This is a genomic window from Streptomyces asoensis (genome assembly GCF_013085465.1).
GTDB lineage: Bacteria > Actinomycetota > Actinomycetes > Streptomycetales > Streptomycetaceae > Streptomyces > Streptomyces cacaoi_A.
The window spans coordinates 9,952,095-9,971,784 of record NZ_CP049838.1 but is presented as its reverse complement, the minus strand read 5'-3'; the positions used below and the strand labels follow the sequence as shown (position 1 = coordinate 9,971,784).

The following is a 19,690-nucleotide window of genomic DNA, read 5'->3' as shown; positions in this document are numbered from 1 at the left end:
GGCAGCGGCAGCCGTGCCCGGCGCCCTGACCCGGACCGGCCGCACGGCGGGCGCCCGCACCCCGGTCGGCACAGCGGCCGCCCGGCCGTCGGCCCGCGCGGCGCCGTCCACGTCAGCGGCGACCCGCCGAACGCCGGCGGGGGTGCCGCTGAAGTTCCGGCCGCCTGCCCCCGGTTCACCTGCTTCTACAGTTGCGAGGCATCCATGACGCAAGAAGCCGTGACGGAACCACTCGTCGCCTTCCCCCAGGACCGTACGTGTCCCTACCACCCGCCGGCCGGGTACGACCCGCTGCGTGCGGCCCGTCCGCTGTCCCGGGTCAGGCTCTACGACGGGCGCTCGGTGTGGCTCGTCACCGGGTTCGCCGCGGCCCGGGAGCTGCTCAGCGACCCGCGGCTGTCCGCCGACCAGGACAACGAGGCGTTCCCCTCGCCGACCGAGGGCTTCAAGAACCGCGTCCGCGGGCGCCGTCTCTCCCTCCTGGGCATGGACGACCCCGAGCACAAGGCGCTGCGGCGGACGGTGATTCCCAGTTTCACGGCCAAACGCATCTCCGCTCTGCGCCCGCGCGTCCAGGAGATCGTCGACCGGCTCATCGACGACATCATCGCCCAGGGGCCGCAGGCCGAGCTGGTGAGCGCCTTCGCGCTGCCGGTGTCGTCCCAGGTGATGTGCCTCCTGCTCGGTGTGCCGTACGCCGATCACGAGTTCTTCGAGGAGCAGTCGCGGCGGTTGCTGGCCGGCCCGACGGTCGCGGACACGCAGCAGGCCGGGGAGCGGCTCGACGCCTACCTGGGCGCGTTGATCGAGCACAAGCAGCGCGAGCCCGGTGACGGACTGCTCGACGAGCTGATCCACGAGCAGCTCGCCGAAGGGGTCATCAAGCGCGACGAGTTGATGGCGCTGGCGGCCCTGCTGGTCGTCGCGGGGCACGAGACCACCACGAACATGATCTCTCTTGGGACGTTCACGCTGCTGGAACATCCCGACCGGCTCGCCGAGCTTCGCGCGGACCCGGAGCTGATGCCCGCGGCCGTCGAGGAGCTGCTGCGTTTCCTGTCCGTCGCCGAGGGCGGGATGCGGGTGGCGACGCAGGACATCGACTTCGGCGGGCAGACGATCCGCGCCAACGACGGCGTCATGATGTCGACGTCCCTGATCAACCGTGACACCGCGGTCCACAGCGAGCCCGACGAGCTGGACTGGCACCGCCCGGACCGCCACCACCTCGCGTTCGGTTTCGGCATGCACCAGTGCCTGGGGCAGAACCTGGCCCGGGCCGAGATCGAGATCGCGCTGCGCACCCTGTTCGAGCGGCTGCCCGGTCTGAAGCTCGCGGTGCCCGCGCGGGAGATCCCCTTCAAACCGGGGACCACTCTGCAGGGCATGATCGAACTCCCGGCCACCTGGTAGGTGATGAGCGTGCGGATCCACATCGACAAGGACCGGTGCATGGGCGCGGGCATGTGCGCGCTCACCGTCCCGGGCGTCTTCACGCAGGACGACGACGGTCTCAGCGAGATCCTGCCCGGGCGTGAGGACGGCGCGGGTGAGCCGCTGGTGCGCGAGGCCGTACGGGCCTGTCCGGTGCAGGCCATCGCCGTCGAGGGAGAGTGAGGCAGCGGCCGCCGGGCCGGACGGGTTGCTGATGTCCGGCCGGGGCGGGTGAGAGGCCGCGGGCGAGGTGCGCCCGCGGCCTTCCGGGCGTACAGGGCGCTGCGCTGCGCGCTCGGCGGCCGGCCGTTCGGTGTGCTTCTTCCCCGTCACGGGGCGCCCGACCGGCGGTGTGGTGTGCCGGTACGGGCGCCGCAGGAGGCTGCACCGCGGTGCAGCCTCCTGCGGCGATTCCCGGGTGGGTGAACCGGGTCAGCGGGCCGGGAACTTCAGGAGTTCGCCGCTGGTGCCGAGTGCGTTGTTGGTGACGTAGATGTCACCGCGCGGGCCGACAGCCACGCCCAGCGGCACGGTCAGGCGGTTGCCGGTGTCGATCGGGGTGAGGGCGCCCGTCCTCTTGTTGATCCGGGTCAGCGCGCCGGGCAGCGGGGCGGTCGAGGTTCCGGTGTTGTAGGACAGGGCGATCAGGTCGCCGTCGGGGGCCAGGGCGAGGTCGATGACGTCGGTCAGGCCGGTGGCGAAGACGGTCGGCGTACTGCCGGGGACATAGCGCCAGACACGGCCGAGGCCCTGCCGCAGGGCGCTCATGTCGGAAATGTAGAAGGCGCCGTCGCGGCCGCGCACGATGCCGGTCGGCACCGCCTGGGCCTGTCCGGCCGGGGTCAGCGGCTGGACGGCCGGGGAGGCGGCGGGCAGCACGTTGTTGGGGAAGACGAACTCGGTCGTGGTGGTGCCGTCGGGGTGGACCCGGATCAGGTCGTTGGCGCCGGCGTCGGTGACCAGGAAGTCGCGGCCGTCCCTGGCGAAGTCGGCCGGGTTGGAGAAGACCTCGTTGTTGCCGGTCACGGAGTCCGGGTCGTGCCGGGCCTCGTGCCCGGCCAGGTCCCCCAGCACCTTGCCCCGGGCCGTGCTCAGCGTGCCCAGCGGCCCGCTGCCCGCGCCGAGCGCCGCACGGTCCGCGGGCAGGCCGCTGAGGCCGTAGACCACCCGGTAGGCGCCGTTGCGGCCGGCTTCGGACCGGAGTGCTCCGGTGACCAGGCTGGAGCCGTCGGTGCGGTAGATCAGCTGGGAGGGCAGGCCGGTGACGACACGGCTCTGCCGGGAGCCCTTGACCCGGTAGAGGGAGCCGGTGAAGCCCAGGCACCGGGTGATGGCGCCGGGCGACGCCGTGCAGGGGGTGGCCGGGCCGCTGCCGGCCTCCGCGACCAGGACCGAGCCGTCGGGCTGCACCGTGACGCCCCGCGGGTTGTGCAGGCCGCTCGCCACCACCACGGGCGCGGCCTTGGGCGGGTGGGCGGCGGACGCGGCCCGGGTCCCGGCCTGGGCCGGGATCACCGTCGCCGTGAGGCTGCCCACGACCGCCGCCGCCAGGAAGGCCCCCGCCCAGGACTTGCTTGCTTTCGACATGTCACTCCTCAACTCGGCACGCCCCCACAAGAAGTGGGTGAATTCAACCGGCGGTCACCATAGGCGCAGGAGTTGACCGGAACGCACTGTGCAACATCGGAAAGGGGGGTGTGGGCGCACCGGCCGCACGGGCAGGAATCGGTAACCGTCCGGCGCCGTGCGCCGGGTGAGGGCGGAGTGCGGACGAACGGATTCCGTGCGTGGTCCGGGGAGCGGCTCCCCCGCCTTGCGCGGCGTGGCCGCCGGTGTATTGCGCGGTGGGTGCCGTGGTGGCGGGGAAAGGGCAGCTGTACCGGTCAGCGGGCCGGGAATTTCAGGAGCTGGCCGCTGGTGCCGAGTGCGTTGTTGGTGACGTAGATGTCACCGTTGCGGCTGACGGTCACGCCCGCGGGCATGTTCAGGCGGTTGCCGGTGTCGATCGGGGTGAGGGCGCCCGTCCTCTTGTTGATCCGGGTCAGCGCGCCGGGGCCCGGGTCGGCCGGCGGGAGCGAGGTCCTGGTGCCGTAGGACAGGGCGATCAGGTCGCCGTCGGGGGCCAGGGCGAGGTCGGTGACGTCGGTCAGGCCGGTGGCGAAGACGGTCGGCCGGCTGCCGGGAACGTAGCGCCAGACACGGCTGAGGCCCTCGTGCATGCCGCCCATGGTGGCGAGGTAGAAGGCGCCGTCGCGGCCGCGCACGATGCCGGTCGGCACCGCCTCGGTCTGGCCGGCCGGTGCCAGCGGCTGACCGGCCGGGGAGGCGGCGGGCAGGATGCTGTTGGGGAAGACGAACTCGGTCGTGGTGGTGCCGTCGGGGTGGACCCGGATCAGGGTGTTGGCGGCGGCGTCGGTGACCAGGAAGTCGCGGCCGTCCCTGGCGAAGTTGTGCGGGTTGGAGAAGACCTCGTTGTTGCCGAGCACGGAGTCGGGGTCGAGCCGGCCCTCGTGGTCGGCGAGGTCCCCCAGGGCCCTGCCGCCCGCGATGCTCAGTGTGCCCAGCGGCGCCGCGTCCGGGCCGAGGGCCGCACGGATGGCGGGGGTGCCGTTCAGGCCGTAGACCACACGGTAGGTGCCCTTCGCGGTGGCCTCGGCCTGGATCGCCCCGTTGACCGCGGTGCTGCCGTCGGCCCGGACGCCCATCTCGGAGGGCAGGCCGGTGACGACACGGCCCTGCCGGGAGCCCTTCACCCGGTAGAGGGAGCCGGTGAGGCCCAGGCACCGGGTGCCCGGCGTCGTGCAGGGGCCTCCCGAGCCGTTGCCGGCCTCCGTCACCAGGACCGAGCCGTCGGCCTGGACCCGGACCGCGCGCGGGTTGTGCAGGCCGCTCGCCACCACCACGGGCGCGGCCTTGGGCGGGTGGGCGGCGGGCGCGGCCCGGGTCCCGGCCTGGGCCGGGATCGCCGTCGCCGTGAGGCCGGCCGCAACGGCCGCCGCGAGGAAGGCCCCCGCCCAGGACTTGGATGCTTTCGACATGTCACTCCTCAACTTGGCACGCCCTCCGCGAGTCAGGGGCGAATCCAACCGGCGGTCACCATAGACGCAGGAGTTCACCGGAACGCAGTGTGCGACACCGGACATTCCGCGGTTGAACACTGGCCACCGAGGCTGAAATCAGCAACCCTTCAACTCCGAGCAGCAACTCGCCTCCTTTCACGCGAAAGGCGGCGCCCCGTGCGGCAACGTGCGCGGTAATCCGCCGGCTTGTGTGTCTGTGCAAGGCGGAGAGTTGTTCACCCGAGCCGCTCCGGAATCCTGTCGTCCGCGCTGTGTCCTTGTCTGCGCACGGCGCAGAAGGGCCACTGGTTCTTCATCTCCGTGGCCGCAGGTAATCGCGGAATCCGCGATGTTGCACACCGCGTTCCGGCAGAACTCTCGTATTTGTGGTGTCGCCGGTTGGATTCGTCCCTGACTGCGGGGGCGTCAAGTTGAGGAGTGTCATGTCGAAAGCATCCAAGTCCTGGGCGGGGGCCTTCCTGGCGGCGACGGTCGTGGCCGGCCTCACGGCGACGGTGGTCCCGGCCCAGGCCGCGGCCGGCTCGCAGGCGCCCAGGGCCGCGGCCGCCCCCGTGGTCCTGGCGAGCGGTCTGCACAACCCGCGGGGCGTGCGGGTCCAGGCCGACGGCTCGGTCGTGGTGACCGAGGTCGGCAGCGGCTCGGGGGCCCCCTGCGCGGCACCGCCGGTCGGTGCCCCCCTGGCCCGGTGCCTGGGCTTCACCGGCTCCCTCTACCAGGTGAAGGGCTCCACGCAGAGCCGTATCGTCACCGGTCTGCCCTCCGAGCAGATCGTCCGCAGCGACGGCCTCACCCGCGTCAACGGGGCGATCCAGAGCGAGGCGACCGCGAAGGGCGCCTACCGTGTGGTCTACGGCCTCAGCGGCGTCCCCGCGGACCGTGCGGCGCTCGGCGCGGACGCGGCGCCGCTGGGCACGCTGAGCATCGCGGGCGGCAGGGTGCTGGGGGACCTGGCCGACCACGAGGGCCGGCTCGACCCGGACTCCGTGCTCGGCAACAACGACGTCTTCTCCAACCCGCACGACTTCGCCCGGGACGGCAAGGACTTCCTGGTCACCGACGCCGCCGGCAACACCCTGATCCGGGTCCACCCCGACGGCACCACCACGACCGAGTTCGTCTTCCCCAACAACGTGCTGCCGGCCGCCGCTTCGGCCTCCGGTGCGCAGTCGTCCGCCGACGCCACGGTGCTGGCGGCGCCGGCCGGCCAGACCGAGGCGGTGCCGACCGGCATCGTGCGCGGCCGCGACGGGGCGTTCTACATCTCCACCATGAGCGGCATGAACAAGGACCTCACCCGTATCTGGCGCTATGTGCCCGGCAGTGCGCCGACCGTCTTCGTCACCGGCCTGACCGACGTCATCGACCTCGCCCTGGCCCCCAACGGCGACCTGATCGCCCTGTCCTACGGCACCGGCCCGGCGTCCGCCCTGGGTCCCGGTGCGCTGACCCGGATCAACAAGAAGACGGGCGCCCTCACCCCGATCGACACCGGCAGCCGGCTGAAGGTGCCCTTCGGGCTGGACGTCAGCGCGAACGGTGACGTCTACGTCACCAACGACATCGACACCACCGGCGAGCTGCTGAAGTTCCCGGCCGCCGTCTGACCCGGCCGCCGGTGGACCGCCCGCTGCTCTTGCGGCGGGCGGTCCGCTGCCGTGGGCCGGCCGGGTACGGGCGGCGGCTACCGGGCGAGTTCGGCCAGTTCGTCGATCCGCGTCAGCTTCCGCGGGTTGCGCACCACGTAGACCCGGGTGACCCGCCCGTTCTCCACCTCGAGGCTCACCGCGGCCGGCTCGCCGTCGAACTCGATGCGGCCCGCCGGCGCGCCGTTGAGCCATACGGCCGTCGTCTCGAACGCGGCCACCACCCGGTTCGCGCGTGCGAGGAGTTCCGCCACCGGCTGGGCGCCGTGGACCGGGGCCAGAACGGCGGCGACCAGCCCGCCGCCATCGGCGACCAGGACCACGTCCGGCGCCATGACCTCCAGCAGTTCCTGTAGTTTCCCGGTGCGCAGCGCGGCCAGGAACCGCTCGACCACGGCCTGCCGCTCGGACTGGCTCACCTGCACCCGTGGCCGCTTGGCCGCCACGTGTTCGCGTGCCCGCCGGGCGATCTGCCGTACCGTGGCCGCGGATTTCCCGATGGCCTCGGCGATCTCGCCGTAGGGCATGTCGAAGACCTCGCGGAGTACGAACACCGCCCGCTCCGTCGGCCCGAGCGTCTCGAGCACGGTCAGCATGGCGATGGAGACGCTCTCCGCGAGTTCGACGTCCTCGGCGACGTCGGGGCTGGTCAGCAGCGGTTCCGGCAGCCACTCGCCCACGTATTCCTCACGGCTGCGTGACAGTGTCCGCAGCCGGTTGAGCGCTTGCCGCGTGACGACGCGGACGAGGTACGCCCGCGGGTCACGCACCTGTAAGGGGTCGACGTCGGCCCATCGCAGCCAGGATTCCTGGAGCACGTCCTCCGCGTCGGCCGCCGACCCGAGCATCTCGTAGGCGACGGTGAACAGCAGGCTGCGATGGACGACGAACGGATCATCGGTCATGGCGTCATGCTACGGCGGGGCTCTGCGCACGCTGGGCCAGCGGAATCTCGCACACCTCGGAGTAGCCCTGCGAGGTGATCCCGTGCGCCGTGTTGATCCTGGTGGCCAGGTTGGCGTAGCCGATGAACACGGTGAGCTCGACCAGCGCCGCCGCGCCGAGCCGCTCCAGCAGGCTCGCCGACAGCTCGTCGGTGACGGTCGGCGGCGTGTTCGTCATGGCCTCGGCGTATTCCATCACGTCCCGCTCGAGCGGCGTGAACACGTCCGAGTCCCGCCAGCGCGGGACCTGGCTCGCCTTGGTCATGTCGAGGCTCTGGTGCAGTGCCGCGAAGTAGTTGATGTCGAGGCACCAGCTGCAGCCGACCTGCGCCGCGACGGCCATGTGGGCGAATGTCTTCAGGCCCGCGTCGGCGTAGTCCCACTGGGCCACCTTGGCCGAGAACTCCTGGTTGGACGTGGCGACGTCGGGGGCGTTGTACACCACCTCGACGGGCTCGGGCACGGCGCCGAGCTGCTTGAGCAGGCTTTCCCTCAGCTCGGTGGGGAGCTCTACCTTGGGGATACGCAGTGTCATGGTGTTCTCCTTAATCGGTGGCCTGTCGGCCTGTGCAACATGAAGACACCGCCGGGCCCGCGAATGTGACATCCGCGGCCGGTCAGCCGATCCCCGCCGGCCGCAGCAGCGGCTTCACCCGGGGCGTGAGCACAGCGGGACGGGGCGGGTGCGGCGGACGCGGCGGCGGTGTGTCCGCTGCCCGGCCGGTGCGTGTGCGGTGTGCCGGTGCGGTGTGCGCGGGGGCTATTCGGCGCGCTGCTGGAGCTGTGCCGCCAGTTCGCTCCAGGCGGCCGCGCAGCTGCGGGCCAGGTCGGCGACCTCGGGAGCCCAGTGGCAGGGCAGTCCCTGCTCGAGGGTCTCGATGCTGTCGCCGTCGACGGAGTAGTGGTGCAGCCAGCGCAGCGCGCGCCGGCCGGCTTCGTTGAGCCGCAGCGAGGGGTCCTCGCTGAGCTTGGCGAGCAGCTTCTGCCGGTCCACCGGGGCGACTTCGCGGTCGGCGGGGGCGGCGGGCGGGCGCGGGCGGTTCGTGGCGGGCCGGGTGTCGCGGACGCTGCGGTAGCGGCCCGGGACGGGGTCTTCGCCGCGGTCGATGCGCTGGCGCACGTCGCGCACGGTGGCCGGGGAGAGCCCGGTGGCGCGGGCGACCTCGCGCAGACCGGCGTCGGGCCGGTCGAGGAAGATCGCTGCGGCTCGGCGGCGGCCCTGGCCGCTGTCGACGGGGCGCATCCGGCCGTCCCGGCCGAGTCTGGTGCCGGACTGCCCGCTCTGTTCTGCGGAGGACTGCGAACGGATGCGGGAGACGGTCTTGTCGGAGATCCCGGTGGCGGCGGCGACCGCGCGGTCCGACCACCGCGGGTGGGTCAGGATGATGCGTGCCGCCGCGGCCGCCCGGTCGGCCCGCGACAGCGGCAGACCGTGGGTGACGTTGGCCTTCACGGACAGGACGAAGGCGGCGGCCTCGTCGCAGTCCAGCAGCCGGGCGGCGATCCCGCCCCGGCCGTTGAGCAGGGCCGCGCGCACCCGGTGGGCGCCGTCGATGACGCGCAGGGTGGGGCGGTGCACGGTGATGGGGGGCAGGGCGTCCCCGGCCTCGGCGAGCATCCGTACGTGGTCCTGGTCCTCTCCGTCCAGACGGGGAGAGTCCTCGAAGACGAGCGAGCCGATCCGTACGCGGGTGATCGGGTGCGATTCGATCCAGATCGCCGACGACTCGATCTCGTCGAGATCGGCAGTCGGATATGTCAACTGCTCGGTCAGAGACAACTTGCACCTCCTGACAGCAATGCGGAAGCGGAGCCCATTTCCGGTGGCTAGGTTATTCGGATCCATGCTGGAGGGTGCAGGCCCTGACATGTTCAGTGAATACGGCTGTCATGCGTGTTCCGTTCCCCCGTTGTTGCGCAGATCCCCCGTTGTGTGCCCATACGTGACTCGGGGCACTGGGAGATTTCCACGGGCGATCGGGGGTGTCAACGTTCTTTCTACCGGAGCGAGAGCAATCGTCTAGCAGTGTGTGAGTTTCTCTTTCACCGTCAGAAACCGCTGAAGGGGAGCTTGAGATTCCGTCAAGGATCCGGCTTGCGGCGGCTGAGAGGTGTCCCTCGCGTAAACAGGCGGGAACGGTGCCGCCGCAGAGCCGGTTTCACCCGAGGGCGTCGAGGACGTCCTGGAAGCGGCGCGGGTCGAAGTAGTCGTGGCAGGCGCTGATCAGCCCGTCCTGGAACCGGAAGACCGCGATGCTGTCGTTGGTGTACACCGCTCCGCCGGCGAGTGTCGCGCGGACCCTGTACTGCACGCAGATCGCGTCGGAGCCCACGGCGGGGTGGACACCGGTCAGTTCGGTGCCGAACGTCTCGTACACCGCGAACAGTTCCTGGTACGCCGCGACGATCTTGTCCTTGCCCTCGGTCGGGGACGGGCTCCCCTGGGGGGAGTACGGCACGGTGAGCACACCTTGGTCGTGCCACAGCTCGCCCCACGCGTCGAGGTCCTTGGCGTTCAGCAGCTCGAAGAACCGGTGCGCCGTGCCGACCTTGGCGGCGAAGACGCCCAGGAACGCGGCGGTGTCGACGTACTCGGTGAACTCGGCGATCCGGTTGTGCTCCAGCCGGAAGATCGACGCCCCCCGGTTGCGGTAGGTGCCTCCGCCGAGCAGTTCGATCTCCAGCGTCCAGGTGGCCAGCACCCGCCGGGGATCGGCCATCGGTTCGGCGTCCCAGGTGAACCGTGTCGTGCCGAAGAGGGCGAAGAACTGGCGGAGCCCGGCCACGATGGCGTCCCGCCCGGCGAACTCCCCGGGAACGCCGTACGGGGTGACGGGAACCCGGTACACGGCGTCCGCCGTCCACAGTTCCGCGAACGCGTCGAGGTCCTTGGCCTCCAGGGCGCCGTAGAAGGCGTGCACGACGCGAACGGCATGCCGGCGCTGCTCGTCCGGGTCCGCCGCCTGCGGCAGGTCTGTGTCATCACTCTGATCAGTCATGGGCCCGATGATTTCCTTGCTGTGGGAAGGGTCTGACGGTCCGAGGGCCTCGCGCCCCTCGGTTTCCGCGGCGTCCGGGCGGCCCGGCGCCGCCATGGGAGTGCGCGCCGGCTGTCACCTGAGGATTTTCCGCAGAACCTCCCACTGCAACGGACCGAATTGATAGTACGATCCGACGTTGAACCATTCACCGTCAGGCGACCACTTGACGATCGAAATGCTGAAACGCTCCCCCTCGTACGTGTACGGGGTGCCTGTCACGAACCGCTTGATCTCCGGCTCGACCCGGGCCTGGATCACCGGCAGGTCCAGGCTTCGGGCAAAGCTGATCCGCTCGATCTTCGAAGAATCCCAGCCGAGGGTGACGTAGACCCTGAACGTTTTGCCGGCGGACTCCAGCAGCTCCTGCTCCGGTTCCGGCAGACCCAGCTCCTGGAGCATCGAAAGAATGACCTTCGGTTCGATGCCGGGGACCTGGAAGTACAGATTCGTCGTCCTGTTCCGGTAGTCGATCGCGATCATCGCGACGTCGTCCAGGCCGTGCCGGGCGAAAAACCCGGCGTTCTCGGCCAGAGCGGGCGGAATGGACGGGACGGCGGCGAGCTGTGACACCGACTGCACGTCACGGGGGAAGTGCACATAGACCTTGTTGAACCCGCCGACGACTCCGAAGTCGATGAGGTACTCGTCGATGGAGCACCGCTCATGGAGGTCCGAGAGCAGGGAGCCGACGGGATGGTCGGTCTTCTCGAGAAAGCCGTTCGCCAGAGCATGGGCGTAGGGATCAGCGATCCGTCGGGGCACCTGGATGGTGAGGTCGAGGTCTCCCGCGTGGCGCTCGCCCGCCGATGCGCTGAAGATGACCCCGCCCTCGAACGGCGCGAACGCGGTCAGGATCGGCCCGACCGTGTCACGTGAGCAGGGCACGTTCAGCAGTGCGGCCGCTTCCTCGATGGCCGCGTAGACCTCTTCCACCCCGGCAGTTCCGGGCATTTGTCCTCCAGGTGTCGGCATGAACGCTTGCTTGAACAGGGATTTCACGATCCGTCCTCCCGGGAGAGGGGACGGGTGACGAGGACCCGGGGGCCGGGGACCCGGGGAGGGATGCCGCGGCCGCCCCCGGGGGGCGCGCACGTCGGTACGCCCGCCCGCCCTCGGGGGATGGAGGCGGGCGGGCGCGCTGGGGGGTTTGCAGGCTTCACCCTAGGGACGGCTGATCCACAAGCCCCTTACGCGCTGCGGAACTTCGAGCTCACCTGCAGCGATGCTCCGGCTCACGCCGCCGCACCGAGGCCCTGGACGCCCTGCCGCTCCTGCCGCTCCTGCCGCTCCTGCTCGGCTGCGTACACCGCGAGGAAGGCGGCGAGCCCTCGCACCCCGTCGCCGCCCGCCGCGAACACGGTGACCGGGACGCTCCGCCCGGTCCCCGCCGACAGCGTGCTGTGCGCCCGCAGCGCAGCGGCCGCCAGTGCGCCCGGCAGGTGGTGGACGTCCGGGCCGGCGCCGGCCATGGCGAGGGCCTCGGCCCGGGCCCGGGAGGCGAACTCGGCCTTGCGCGCGGGCGGCTGCGGGATCGGCATGGCGGCGCTCCTCGGCGTGTTCGGGGGCGGGTGCGGCGTTCTCCCGGTGCGGGTGCGGGTGCGGGTGCGGGTGCGGGTGCGGGGGTGACGTCGCCGGCGTCGCGGTGGTGACGGCCCGACCAGGGCATTCCACAAGATCGCGGCACGGGCTCCGGGCGGCGATCAGTGACGAAAAGGGAAATTTACAACTGCTAGATTATCGCTCTCGTCCTGGTGGGGTGAACGTTGACACCCCTGAGCGCCCATGGAACTCTCCCAGTAATCCCAGAGATTCGCATGGACAAGCATCGGAGGGGGCTGCGCAGTATCGGGGGAACGGAACGCGCAGAGCAGTCCTGCCCGCGGAACGCGTCTGGGCCTGCGCCCGCCAGGAATGATCAGGACCCTTTCCGGGATTCTCTGGACGGGCCCGTTTCATTTACATCCGCGATGTCTTCCAGCGACCTCGGCGTGCGGATCAAGAAATACCGCCCACTCCCCCGGGGCTCCGATAATGCATTGATTGCGCAGCAATCCGTATGGGATACGTGCGATCCATGACGATTGCGGGGCGAGCCATCTCATGAAGGAGATTCAATGGAGTTTCACTCATGCCCCAGGGGCCATGCCCAGGAAATCCGTGCCGCCGCCGGATCCTTCCTCTGCGCCCCTTGCATCAGGCAGGTGGAACGTAACCTGCGCGCACTTCCCGGGCTCCATCAGGAATGTCTGCACCACATAGCATCGACATCCAGGCGGATGAACAATCCGACGAAAGTGTCGGGGAGCCGCAGGCGAGATCATCTGAATGTTTCCGCACTCGACACCCGGCACAACATTCTCGCCATCCTGGAGTCATGGTCGGAAATCATCGTGGAGGAGCTCGAAACCGTTTTTCCGACTCGCTCCGTTCCGCATCTCGCGCGCTTTCTGATACTCAACCTTGAATGGCTTGCCGCCCAGCCTCCGGCGGCAGACTTCGCGGACGAGGTCGAGAGTCTCCACGTTGAGCTGCTGCGCACCATCGACCCTGAGCCGGGCAACCTCCGTGCCCTGATCAGGGAGTGCGTCATGGACAACTGCCCGGGGATCATCAACGCCTCACCGCAGAGCGGCGGGAGTGCGGGAAAGAGCAGCATCAGCTGTTCTTCGGGACATTCATGGGAGATGCACGAGTGGCTTGCCCTGCGTCATCTCATGAATCGGCAGCGAAAGGATGCCGCATGAACAGACCGCCACGCCACAGGCTCGTGCCGACGAATGTGGCCGCCCTCGCCGCGGGCGTGTCCGAGGCGACCATCCGGAAGTGGGTGAGCCGGGGGAAGATCACCCGCTACGGCACGCCGGGGCGCTCGGAGTTCGACATAGAGGAGCTCACGGAGATCGCGCTGCAGCGTCGGCACTGACCCGGCCGGGTTCCCGGCCGGGCTCTCCGTTTCCGTGCGCCGGCCGGCGGGGCCGACCCGGCCCGGTCTGGTCTATTTCGTGCTTTGCGGGGGCAGTGACCGGGACAGCGCGCGCTCCGTCAGCGGGCCGGCGGCCCCGGTGTACGCCTGCGCCGCGAACAGGTCGGTGAGCGAGGCGCCCGACAGGACGGCCGACGCCCGGTCGTCCTGGCCGAGGATCTCGGCCAGCGGCTCGCCGGTGCGCGCCGAGCGGGCGGATGCCTCGTTCAGCAGTTCCCGCGCCCGCGCCTTTCCGAGCAGCGGCGCGAGGACGGCGGCGATCCTCTCGGAGACGATCTGTCCCCCGGTGATCTGGGTGTTGGCACGCATGCGTGCCGTGTCCACCGACAGCTGGGAGACGAGGTCCGCCGCCTGGTGCGCCGCTCCTCCGGTCAGCCGCAGAAGGGCGCGCAGCGGCTCCCATTCGGCGTGCCAGGCGCCGGCGGAGCGCTCGTCCTCGCTCAGCAGGCAGCCCAGTACGGTCGCCGCGAGCTGCGGTGTCTGTAGCGCGGCGGATCTGATCGCCGTCGCCAGGACGGGGTTGCGCTTGTGCGGCATGGCCGAGGACGCGCCGCGGCCCGGGGGCGCCGGCTCGTGCACCTCGGCGACCTCGGTGCGGGTCAGTGACAGCACATCGACGGCGATCTTGCCCAGGGCGCCGCAGGTGAACGCCGCGGCGGTGGCCACGTCCACCACGGGTGTGCGCAGGGTGTGCCACGGGATGAGGGGGGCGGACAGCCCCAGTTCGGCCGCGAACGCCTCGGTGAGGTCCTGGACGTAGGCGGCGGGTTCGGCGCCCTGGGCGTGCTGGAGGTATCCGGCCAGGGTTCCGGCGGCTCCGCCGAGCTGGACGGGGAGGTCCCGGCCGGTGAGGCGGTCCAGTTTCTGTGCCGCGTCCAGGACGAGGTGGCGCCAGCCTGCGGCCTTGCAGCCGAAGGTCGTCGGCACCGCGTGCAGGGCCAGGGTGCGGCCTGCCATGAGGGTGTCGCGGTGTTCGCGGGCGAGTGCGGCCAGCGCCTGCTCGATGCGTTCCAGGTCGGTGCGGATCAGCCGCAGGGCCCGGCGGGCCACCAGGACGGTCGCCGTGTCGAGGATGTCCTGGCTGGTGGACCCGCGGTGCACGTACGCGGCCGCGTCGGCGTCCCGGGCCGCCACCAGCGCGGTGAACTCCCGTACCAGCGCCACCACGGGGTTGGCGGACTGGCGTGCCTGCCGGGCCAGGGACATCAGGTCCAGGCGGTCGGCCCGTGCCGACTGTGTGATCACCCGTGCGGCTGTCTCGGGCACCGTGCCCAGGCGGGCCTGCGCCCGGCTCAGTGCCGCCTCGGCGTCCAGCATGGCCTGCAACCAGGCGCTGTCGGACACCGCGGCCGCGATGGGTGCGTCCGCCCAGACCGGCGAGAGCAGGCCGCAGTCCGGCTGCGCCGCGGCCGGGCCGGCGGCCGGGTCCGCGGTGAGGGTGGTGTCACTGGGCATGTGCGAGTCCTTGTCCGGTGGGAGCGTCCTGTCCGTGTGCGGTGTCGCAGCCGAGTGCCGCGCGGGCGATGGCATCGGCGTCGGTGAGTGTCACCGAGTTGACGCCGGGCCGGATGCCGGCGGCCGTCACCCAGTGCACCGACTCGGTGGGCACCCCGAAGGCGAAGCGGCGCGGATGTGCGCGTCCGCTCGCGTCGATCAGGCGGAACGGCCGCTCGGTGACGGCCATGCCCTCGGTCTGGTAGGTGTCTCCGGAGCGGGTGCGGATGCGGTAGGCGGTGCACTGTCCGGTGTCCAGCAGATGGCGCAGGAGTGTGTCATCGGTGCGGTTCAGCGTGATCACGGGCAGGCGTGCCTCGACGAGGGCGTCGACCCGGACCGCCGAATGGGGCACGAGCGGTGAACTGGCGGTGTATCCGGTGCGGTCGACGGCCACCTGGATGTCCGGCCCGACGATCCGCAGCGTGTCGGCCTCGATGAGCGCCGCCATCTCCTCGATGCGCCGGGCCGGCGGGCCGATCGACAGGTGTGCGTTGAGCGGGGTGTACCAGCCGTCCAGGTCGGTGCGGTAGGAGTCGCCGTGCAGGCCGCCGTGGTCGACCGCCAGGCGGATCTCGTTGCGCAGGTCCCGCAGGACGTCGAGGGCCGCCTTGAGCGGGCCGCTGACGTTGCCGGACTTCGCTTCCGCGGCGTCCTGGCGCAGGTAGTCCAGGAGCCAGCCGGTGAAGTCCTGCGGGCCGGTGAACTCCCGGTTGCGGTAGGGCTTGGCGAGCAGTTCCCAGTCCCAGCGGTCCTTGTCGCCGATGCCGTACGCGTCGAGGACGGCGTCGGTGTGCCGCTGTCCCCAGCCGGCTCCCAGGTAGTCGGCCTGGAACCGCTGTGCGTGGAGGGTGTCTCCGCGTGACCTGAGCAGCGTCGCGTAGTAGACGGCTTCGACCTCGCGGGAGATCAGCGGCCACAGGTCGTCCTTGAAGTCGGCTCCGGAGCCGTCGTGGGTACGGCGCAGCTGTGCGATGCGATCGAGGGTGAGCAGGAGCGGCTCGTGGCGGCCGTGGGGGCCCTTCTCGTTCTCGCCCCGGGCCTGGTAGGGGATGCCGCGCCGGGAGCCCGCGTGGATCAGCGGCTCCTGTCCGGAGGCGTGGTAGGTGAGCCGGCCGCTGACCTGGGTGAAGGAGCCGCCGCGGCCGACGGTGAGCTGGGCGAGGTAGTCGAAGAAGTTCAGTCCGAGTCCGCGCAGCAGCACCTTCGTGCCGGGGGCCAGGACGTCCAGGTCGACGTCGGCGGGGTTGGCCGGAGGGATGTGGCACAGCCCCCGCCGGCGTACCTGGGAGAGCAGTTCCTGTTCGGCGGTGTCCGGGCGGGCCGGCAGGTGTCCCTGGCACAGGATCACGGCGTCGAGATCCTCCAGCAGGGTTCCGTCGGCGAGCGTCACCCGCTGGCGGGGGCCGTGCGGGCCGTCGGGGGCGTCGTCCAGGGCCACGGCGCGGCAGCGGTGGGAGGTGACGGTGAGGCCGGCGGGCGCGCCGTCGACGATGCGCCGGTAGGCCCATCGCAGGTAGCGGCCGTAGAACGCGCGGGTGGGGTAGGTGTCGGGGCCCAGGGCGCGGGCCTCTTCGAGGACGTGTGCCGGGTGGTCGTCGCCGCTCTCGCCCGCGGTGAGCGCCACGGCCCACTCGTGCAGGCTCGGTCCGGGTTCCAGGGGGCCGCGCATGTCGACGCTGGCGTCGGTGAACACCGATATCTGTCCGGCGACGGTGTTCATGAGCAGGTGAGGGGACTGGTCGGTGCGCCATACCCTGCCGGGTCCCGGCGGGTAGGGGTCGACCACATGGACGTGGACGGTGCTGCCCTGGGGTATCGAGCGGGCGTTGGCGGACAGCCGCTCGAGCACGCAGAGCCCGCGCGGTCCGGCACCTATCACGCACACCGTGCGATGTCTCGCTGTCATGTCTACCGTTTCTGCCGATGTCGGGCAACAGAGCGAGGGCCGCGCCCGGCGGGCCGCCGCTTGCGCGCCGCTGCCGCGGTGCGGGGCGGCGGTGCCGCCCCATCTGCCCGGGTCACGGGGGGCGGTGTGGAGAGGAGCTGCGGACGGTGCTGCTCGTCTCTCCCGCCCCGGTGGTCCTGAAAGGCCCTCAACCGGGCGGATGCCCAGGCCCGTTCTGTCACGGCGCGCGCGGTTGCGTCTCCGCGAACAGTGCGGGGGGCGCGGCGGGAGGCAGGGCTCTTCTCACCACTCGACCAGTGCGAATCCCGCTGCCATGCCGCCGCCGAAGCCGGCCAGGAGGATCAGGTCGCCCTGGTGGAAGGCGCCCGTGCGGGCGGCCTCGTCCAGGGTGATCGGGACGGAGGCGGCTCCGGTGTTGCCGTAGCGCGTCAGTGTCAGGTGCATGGTGGCGTGGGGAAGGGCCAGGTCGGCGAAGACCGTGCCGAGCATGACGCCGTTGGCCTGGTGCGGGATGAAGTGGCTGATGTCGTCGGGTACGACACCGGCCTCGTGCAGGAACTGCTTGGTCAGCTGCGGCACGCGGTCCTCGACGAAGCGGCGCACTGCGCGCCCGTCCATCGTGAAGTAGTGCAGGCCCGCTTCGATGGCGGCGGGGTCGCAGGGCAGCCGGCTGCCGCCTGCGGGCACCTGGATCAGGTCCGCCAGTTCGCCGTAGGTGTGCAGCTGGAGGTGGCGGATGCGGGCGCCCCGGCCGTCCGCGCCCAGGACCATGGCGCCGGCGCCGTCGCCGAACAGCACGACCGTCCTGCGGTCGAGCGGGTTCAGGATGCGCGAGTACAGGTCCGCGCCGATGACCAGTGCGTAGCCGCCCCGGCGGGCGAGCACGCTCTCGGCCGCGGACAGCGCGAACACCTCGCCGGAGCACACGGCGTTGATGTCGAATGCTGCCGCGCCGGCCGCGCCGAGGTTGTGCTGCACGTAGGCGGCTGTGGGCGGCTGCGGCCGGTCCGGCGTGGAGGTGGCGACCACGATCGCCGACAGCTGGTCGGCGGTGATGCCGGCCGATGCCAGCGCGGCGCGTCCGGCGGCCGTGGCCAGATCCGAGGTGGCCTGGTCGGGGGCGGCCCAGCGGCGTTGGCGGATGTCGGTCTTGCGGATGATCCAGGTGTCGTCGACCCCTGCTGCCGCGCTGACTTCGTCGTTGGAGACGACTCGGTCCGGCACATAGGCGCCCGTTCCCAGGATCCCGATGTCGGTCATGCGCCTGTCCTCTTTTCCAGGGGACTTCAGTTGGCTGGGGGAAAGGCCGTCAGGTGGGCGGCCACGGCTCGTCCGCGGTGGGCGGCCGTGGCCGGCTGCCCGGGTGCGGGCGGGTGACGGCGGCGCTAGCTGTATTGATCACGAGCGTTGTTGACACTCGCCGGTGCTTGATCATGGCGAAGACCTCCGGTGTGGTGGAGCTGTCTGGGACTGCACCGCACGGAGGTCTTCGTGTCCCACCGTGATGCCCGGCTGACCGTTCACGGCAGGCGGCGGCCACATGGTCCTGGGCCGACAGGCCGGCGGCGCCGCCCGCAGCAGCGTGGGCTTCGGCTACGTCCGCTCCGCCGCCGACGACCACAGCCGCCTCGCCTACAGCGAGATCCACGGTGACGAGAAGGTTGCAACCTGCGCGGGCTTCCTCACCCGCACGGCATCAACGCCTGGGCCTACCGCAAGGGCCTGGCCTGGAAACAGGCCCTCGCCGAGATGGGTGCGACAGGAAGACCGGCCCGCGCCTACCGACCCCAGACGAACGGCAAGGTCGAACGCTTCAACCGCACCCTGCCCGACGAATGGGCCTACCAGCGGCCCTACACCAGCAACGACGAACGCACCGCCGCCCTGGGCGACTTCCTTCTCGCCTGCAACTGCCATCGCTGCCACACCGCACACGCAGGCCGGCCACCGATCAGCCGCGTGAACAACCCTGCGGGTCAATACAGTTAGCGCCTTTCGTAGATGCGCTTGTGGCCGCGCAGCGCCGCGAGCCGGAAGGGGCCGGTGGTCTGCGCCGGGGTGGGGTGGTCGCCGCCGTCGGTGGGGAAGGACCACTCGTGCAGCTCGCGGTAGGCGGCGTAGTCGAGCAGCCGGCGTCCCTCGATCGCCTCGCGGTGCGCCTCGGTGCGCAGGTGTGCGCGGTAGCCGGGCACGACGGTGCCGGCGAAGAACTCGGCGACGCTGCCGGAGCCGTAGCTGAGGAAGCCGACGGGCCGGCCGCTCAGGTCGTCCGCGTGGTCGAGCAGCGCGGCGAGTGCGAGGTAGACGGATGCGGTGTAGCTGTTGCCGACGACCGTGTTGCAGGCTGTGGTCTGGCCGATGGCGCGCTTGATGTCGCTCTCGTCGGTGTCGTAGCCGCAGGTGTTCAGCAGGTGGCGGTGTGCCTTGTGGGCCATCTTCGTGAACGGCTGGTGGTAGCAGAACGCGCTGAACTCCTCGAGTGAGCGGCCGCCCTGTTCCTGGTAGTCCTTCCAGGTGCCCTCGACCGCTTGCAGATAGGCGGTGATGGACTCCTGTCCGTCGACGAGTGCGGCGTCGCGGTAGTTGGGCCGCCAGAAGTCCATGACGTCGGCGGTGAACAGGCCCGAGGGTTCCTCGATGCGTACCAGCGCGGGGTCGGCGGTGACCAGCATGGCTACGGCGGCCGCGCCCTGGGTGGCCTCGCCGGGGCTGTCGAGTTCGTACTTGGAGATGTCGCTCGCGATCACCAGGACCCGTTGCGCGGGGTCGCGGTGGACGAGGCCGATGGCGAACTGCAGGGCCGCCGTCGCTCCGTAGCAGGCCTGCTTCAGTTCGACGACCCTGGTGGCCGACGGCAGCCCGAGCAGGGAGTGCACGTACACGCCGGCCGACTTCGCCTGGTCGATCGACGACTCCGTCGCGAAGACGAGTGTGCGGATCTGGTCGGCGCCGTGCCGGGAGATGATGGGCGCGGCGGCGGCGGCGCCCATGGTCACGATGTCCTCGTCGGCGCCGGCCACGCTCATCGAGTGCTGGCCGATGCCCACATGGTATTTGCCGATGTCGGTGCCGTTGTGTTCGGCGAGCGCGGTGTGCGGCAGGACGAACCCGGTGGTCGCGAACGACAGATCGTGAATGCCTATGGCGGAATCGCTGGCCATG

The 19,690-nt window shown here is 70.8% G+C and carries 17 protein-coding genes and 1 pseudogene; 6 read left to right on the top strand and 12 right to left on the bottom strand.

Annotated features, from left to right (window positions below; translation table 11 throughout):
* Nucleotides 1-204: 204 nt before the first annotated feature.
* Both G9272_RS44280 and G9272_RS44275 read left to right on the top strand, forming a co-directional pair.
* A complete protein-coding gene (locus G9272_RS44280) occupies nucleotides 205-1,413 on the top strand; it encodes a cytochrome P450 (protein ID WP_171394632.1) in 1,209 nt (402 codons plus the stop codon).
* A 9-nt stretch (nucleotides 1,414-1,422) separates the two neighbouring features.
* Nucleotides 1,423-1,617: a ferredoxin gene (locus G9272_RS44275; RefSeq protein WP_171394633.1), complete on the top strand. Its 195-nt coding sequence runs from the start codon at nucleotides 1,423-1,425 to the stop codon at nucleotides 1,615-1,617.
* A gap of 249 nt (nucleotides 1,618-1,866) precedes the next feature.
* Here the strand turns inward: G9272_RS44275 and G9272_RS44270 are convergent, their stop codons facing one another.
* A complete protein-coding gene (locus G9272_RS44270; protein ID WP_171394634.1) occupies nucleotides 1,867-3,021 on the bottom strand; it encodes a ScyD/ScyE family protein in 1,155 nt (384 codons plus the stop codon).
* Between the two features lie 296 nt (nucleotides 3,022-3,317).
* Complete coding sequence (locus tag G9272_RS44265; RefSeq protein WP_171394635.1) at nucleotides 3,318-4,472, bottom strand: ScyD/ScyE family protein; 1,155 nt, start codon at nucleotides 4,470-4,472, stop codon at nucleotides 3,318-3,320.
* Nucleotides 4,473-4,936: 464 nt separating this feature from the next.
* Here G9272_RS44265 and G9272_RS44260 point away from each other — a divergent pair, with 464 nt between their 5' ends.
* Nucleotides 4,937-6,118, top strand: a complete 1,182-nt coding sequence (locus G9272_RS44260; protein ID WP_171394636.1) for a ScyD/ScyE family protein — start codon at nucleotides 4,937-4,939, stop codon at nucleotides 6,116-6,118.
* A gap of 77 nt (nucleotides 6,119-6,195) precedes the next feature.
* Here the strand turns inward: G9272_RS44260 and G9272_RS44255 are convergent, their stop codons facing one another.
* The 6 genes from G9272_RS44255 to G9272_RS44230 all read right to left on the bottom strand — a co-directional run bounded on the left by G9272_RS44255 (nucleotide 6,196) and on the right by G9272_RS44230 (nucleotide 11,680).
* Nucleotides 6,196-7,062, bottom strand: a complete 867-nt coding sequence (locus tag G9272_RS44255) for an RNA polymerase sigma-70 factor (protein ID WP_171394637.1) — start codon at nucleotides 7,060-7,062, stop codon at nucleotides 6,196-6,198.
* 4 nt (nucleotides 7,063-7,066) lie between these two features.
* A complete protein-coding gene (locus tag G9272_RS44250) occupies nucleotides 7,067-7,636 on the bottom strand; it encodes a carboxymuconolactone decarboxylase family protein (protein WP_171394638.1) in 570 nt (189 codons plus the stop codon).
* Nucleotides 7,637-7,861: 225 nt separating this feature from the next.
* Nucleotides 7,862-8,881: a ParB/RepB/Spo0J family partition protein gene (locus tag G9272_RS44245; RefSeq protein ID WP_171394639.1), complete on the bottom strand. Its 1,020-nt coding sequence runs from the start codon at nucleotides 8,879-8,881 to the stop codon at nucleotides 7,862-7,864.
* A gap of 379 nt (nucleotides 8,882-9,260) precedes the next feature.
* Nucleotides 9,261-10,100, bottom strand: a complete 840-nt coding sequence (locus G9272_RS44240) for a nuclear transport factor 2 family protein (protein WP_171394640.1) — start codon at nucleotides 10,098-10,100, stop codon at nucleotides 9,261-9,263.
* A 114-nt stretch (nucleotides 10,101-10,214) separates the two neighbouring features.
* Complete coding sequence (locus G9272_RS44235; RefSeq protein ID WP_253267629.1) at nucleotides 10,215-11,141, bottom strand: aromatic prenyltransferase; 927 nt, start codon at nucleotides 11,139-11,141, stop codon at nucleotides 10,215-10,217.
* Nucleotides 11,142-11,374: 233 nt separating this feature from the next.
* Nucleotides 11,375-11,680, bottom strand: a complete 306-nt coding sequence (locus tag G9272_RS44230) for a hypothetical protein (RefSeq protein WP_171394641.1) — start codon at nucleotides 11,678-11,680, stop codon at nucleotides 11,375-11,377.
* Nucleotides 11,681-12,418: 738 nt separating this feature from the next.
* On the opposite strand from G9272_RS44230, the gene G9272_RS44225 reads away from it, so the two are divergent.
* Nucleotides 12,419-12,886 carry a hypothetical protein gene (locus G9272_RS44225; protein WP_253267630.1) on the top strand — a complete coding sequence of 156 codons (468 nt, stop codon included), beginning with the start codon at nucleotides 12,419-12,421 and terminating at the stop codon, nucleotides 12,884-12,886.
* A complete protein-coding gene (locus G9272_RS44220; protein ID WP_142270695.1) occupies nucleotides 12,883-13,065 on the top strand; it encodes a hypothetical protein in 183 nt (60 codons plus the stop codon). The genes G9272_RS44225 and G9272_RS44220 overlap by 4 nt, the downstream gene beginning before the upstream one ends.
* A gap of 72 nt (nucleotides 13,066-13,137) precedes the next feature.
* Here the strand turns inward: G9272_RS44220 and pcaB are convergent, their stop codons facing one another.
* The 3 genes from pcaB to G9272_RS44205 form a co-directional block, all read right to left on the bottom strand.
* Nucleotides 13,138-14,580: a 3-carboxy-cis,cis-muconate cycloisomerase gene (gene pcaB / locus G9272_RS44215; protein WP_171394643.1), complete on the bottom strand. Its 1,443-nt coding sequence runs from the start codon at nucleotides 14,578-14,580 to the stop codon at nucleotides 13,138-13,140.
* Entirely contained in the window at nucleotides 14,570-16,528 is a 1,959-nt protein-coding gene (locus tag G9272_RS44210) for an FAD/NAD(P)-binding protein (RefSeq protein WP_171394644.1), read from the bottom strand. Before G9272_RS44210 ends, pcaB begins: the two co-directional genes overlap by 11 nt.
* 282 nt (nucleotides 16,529-16,810) lie before the next feature.
* A complete protein-coding gene (locus G9272_RS44205) occupies nucleotides 16,811-17,788 on the bottom strand; it encodes a 3-oxoacyl-ACP synthase III family protein (RefSeq protein ID WP_171394645.1) in 978 nt (325 codons plus the stop codon).
* Nucleotides 17,789-18,301: 513 nt separating this feature from the next.
* On the opposite strand from G9272_RS44205, the pseudogene G9272_RS46545 reads away from it, so the two are divergent.
* Nucleotides 18,302-18,517 (top strand): annotated as a pseudogene (locus tag G9272_RS46545) (integrase core domain-containing protein); the annotation flags it as partial.
* On the opposite strand, the gene G9272_RS44195 reads toward G9272_RS46545, so the two are convergent.
* Nucleotides 18,514-19,689: a hydroxymethylglutaryl-CoA synthase gene (locus G9272_RS44195; RefSeq protein ID WP_171394646.1), complete on the bottom strand. Its 1,176-nt coding sequence runs from the start codon at nucleotides 19,687-19,689 to the stop codon at nucleotides 18,514-18,516. The pseudogene G9272_RS46545 and the gene G9272_RS44195 sit on opposite strands and share 4 nt — an antisense overlap.
* Between the last annotated feature and the right edge of the window lies 1 nt (nucleotide 19,690).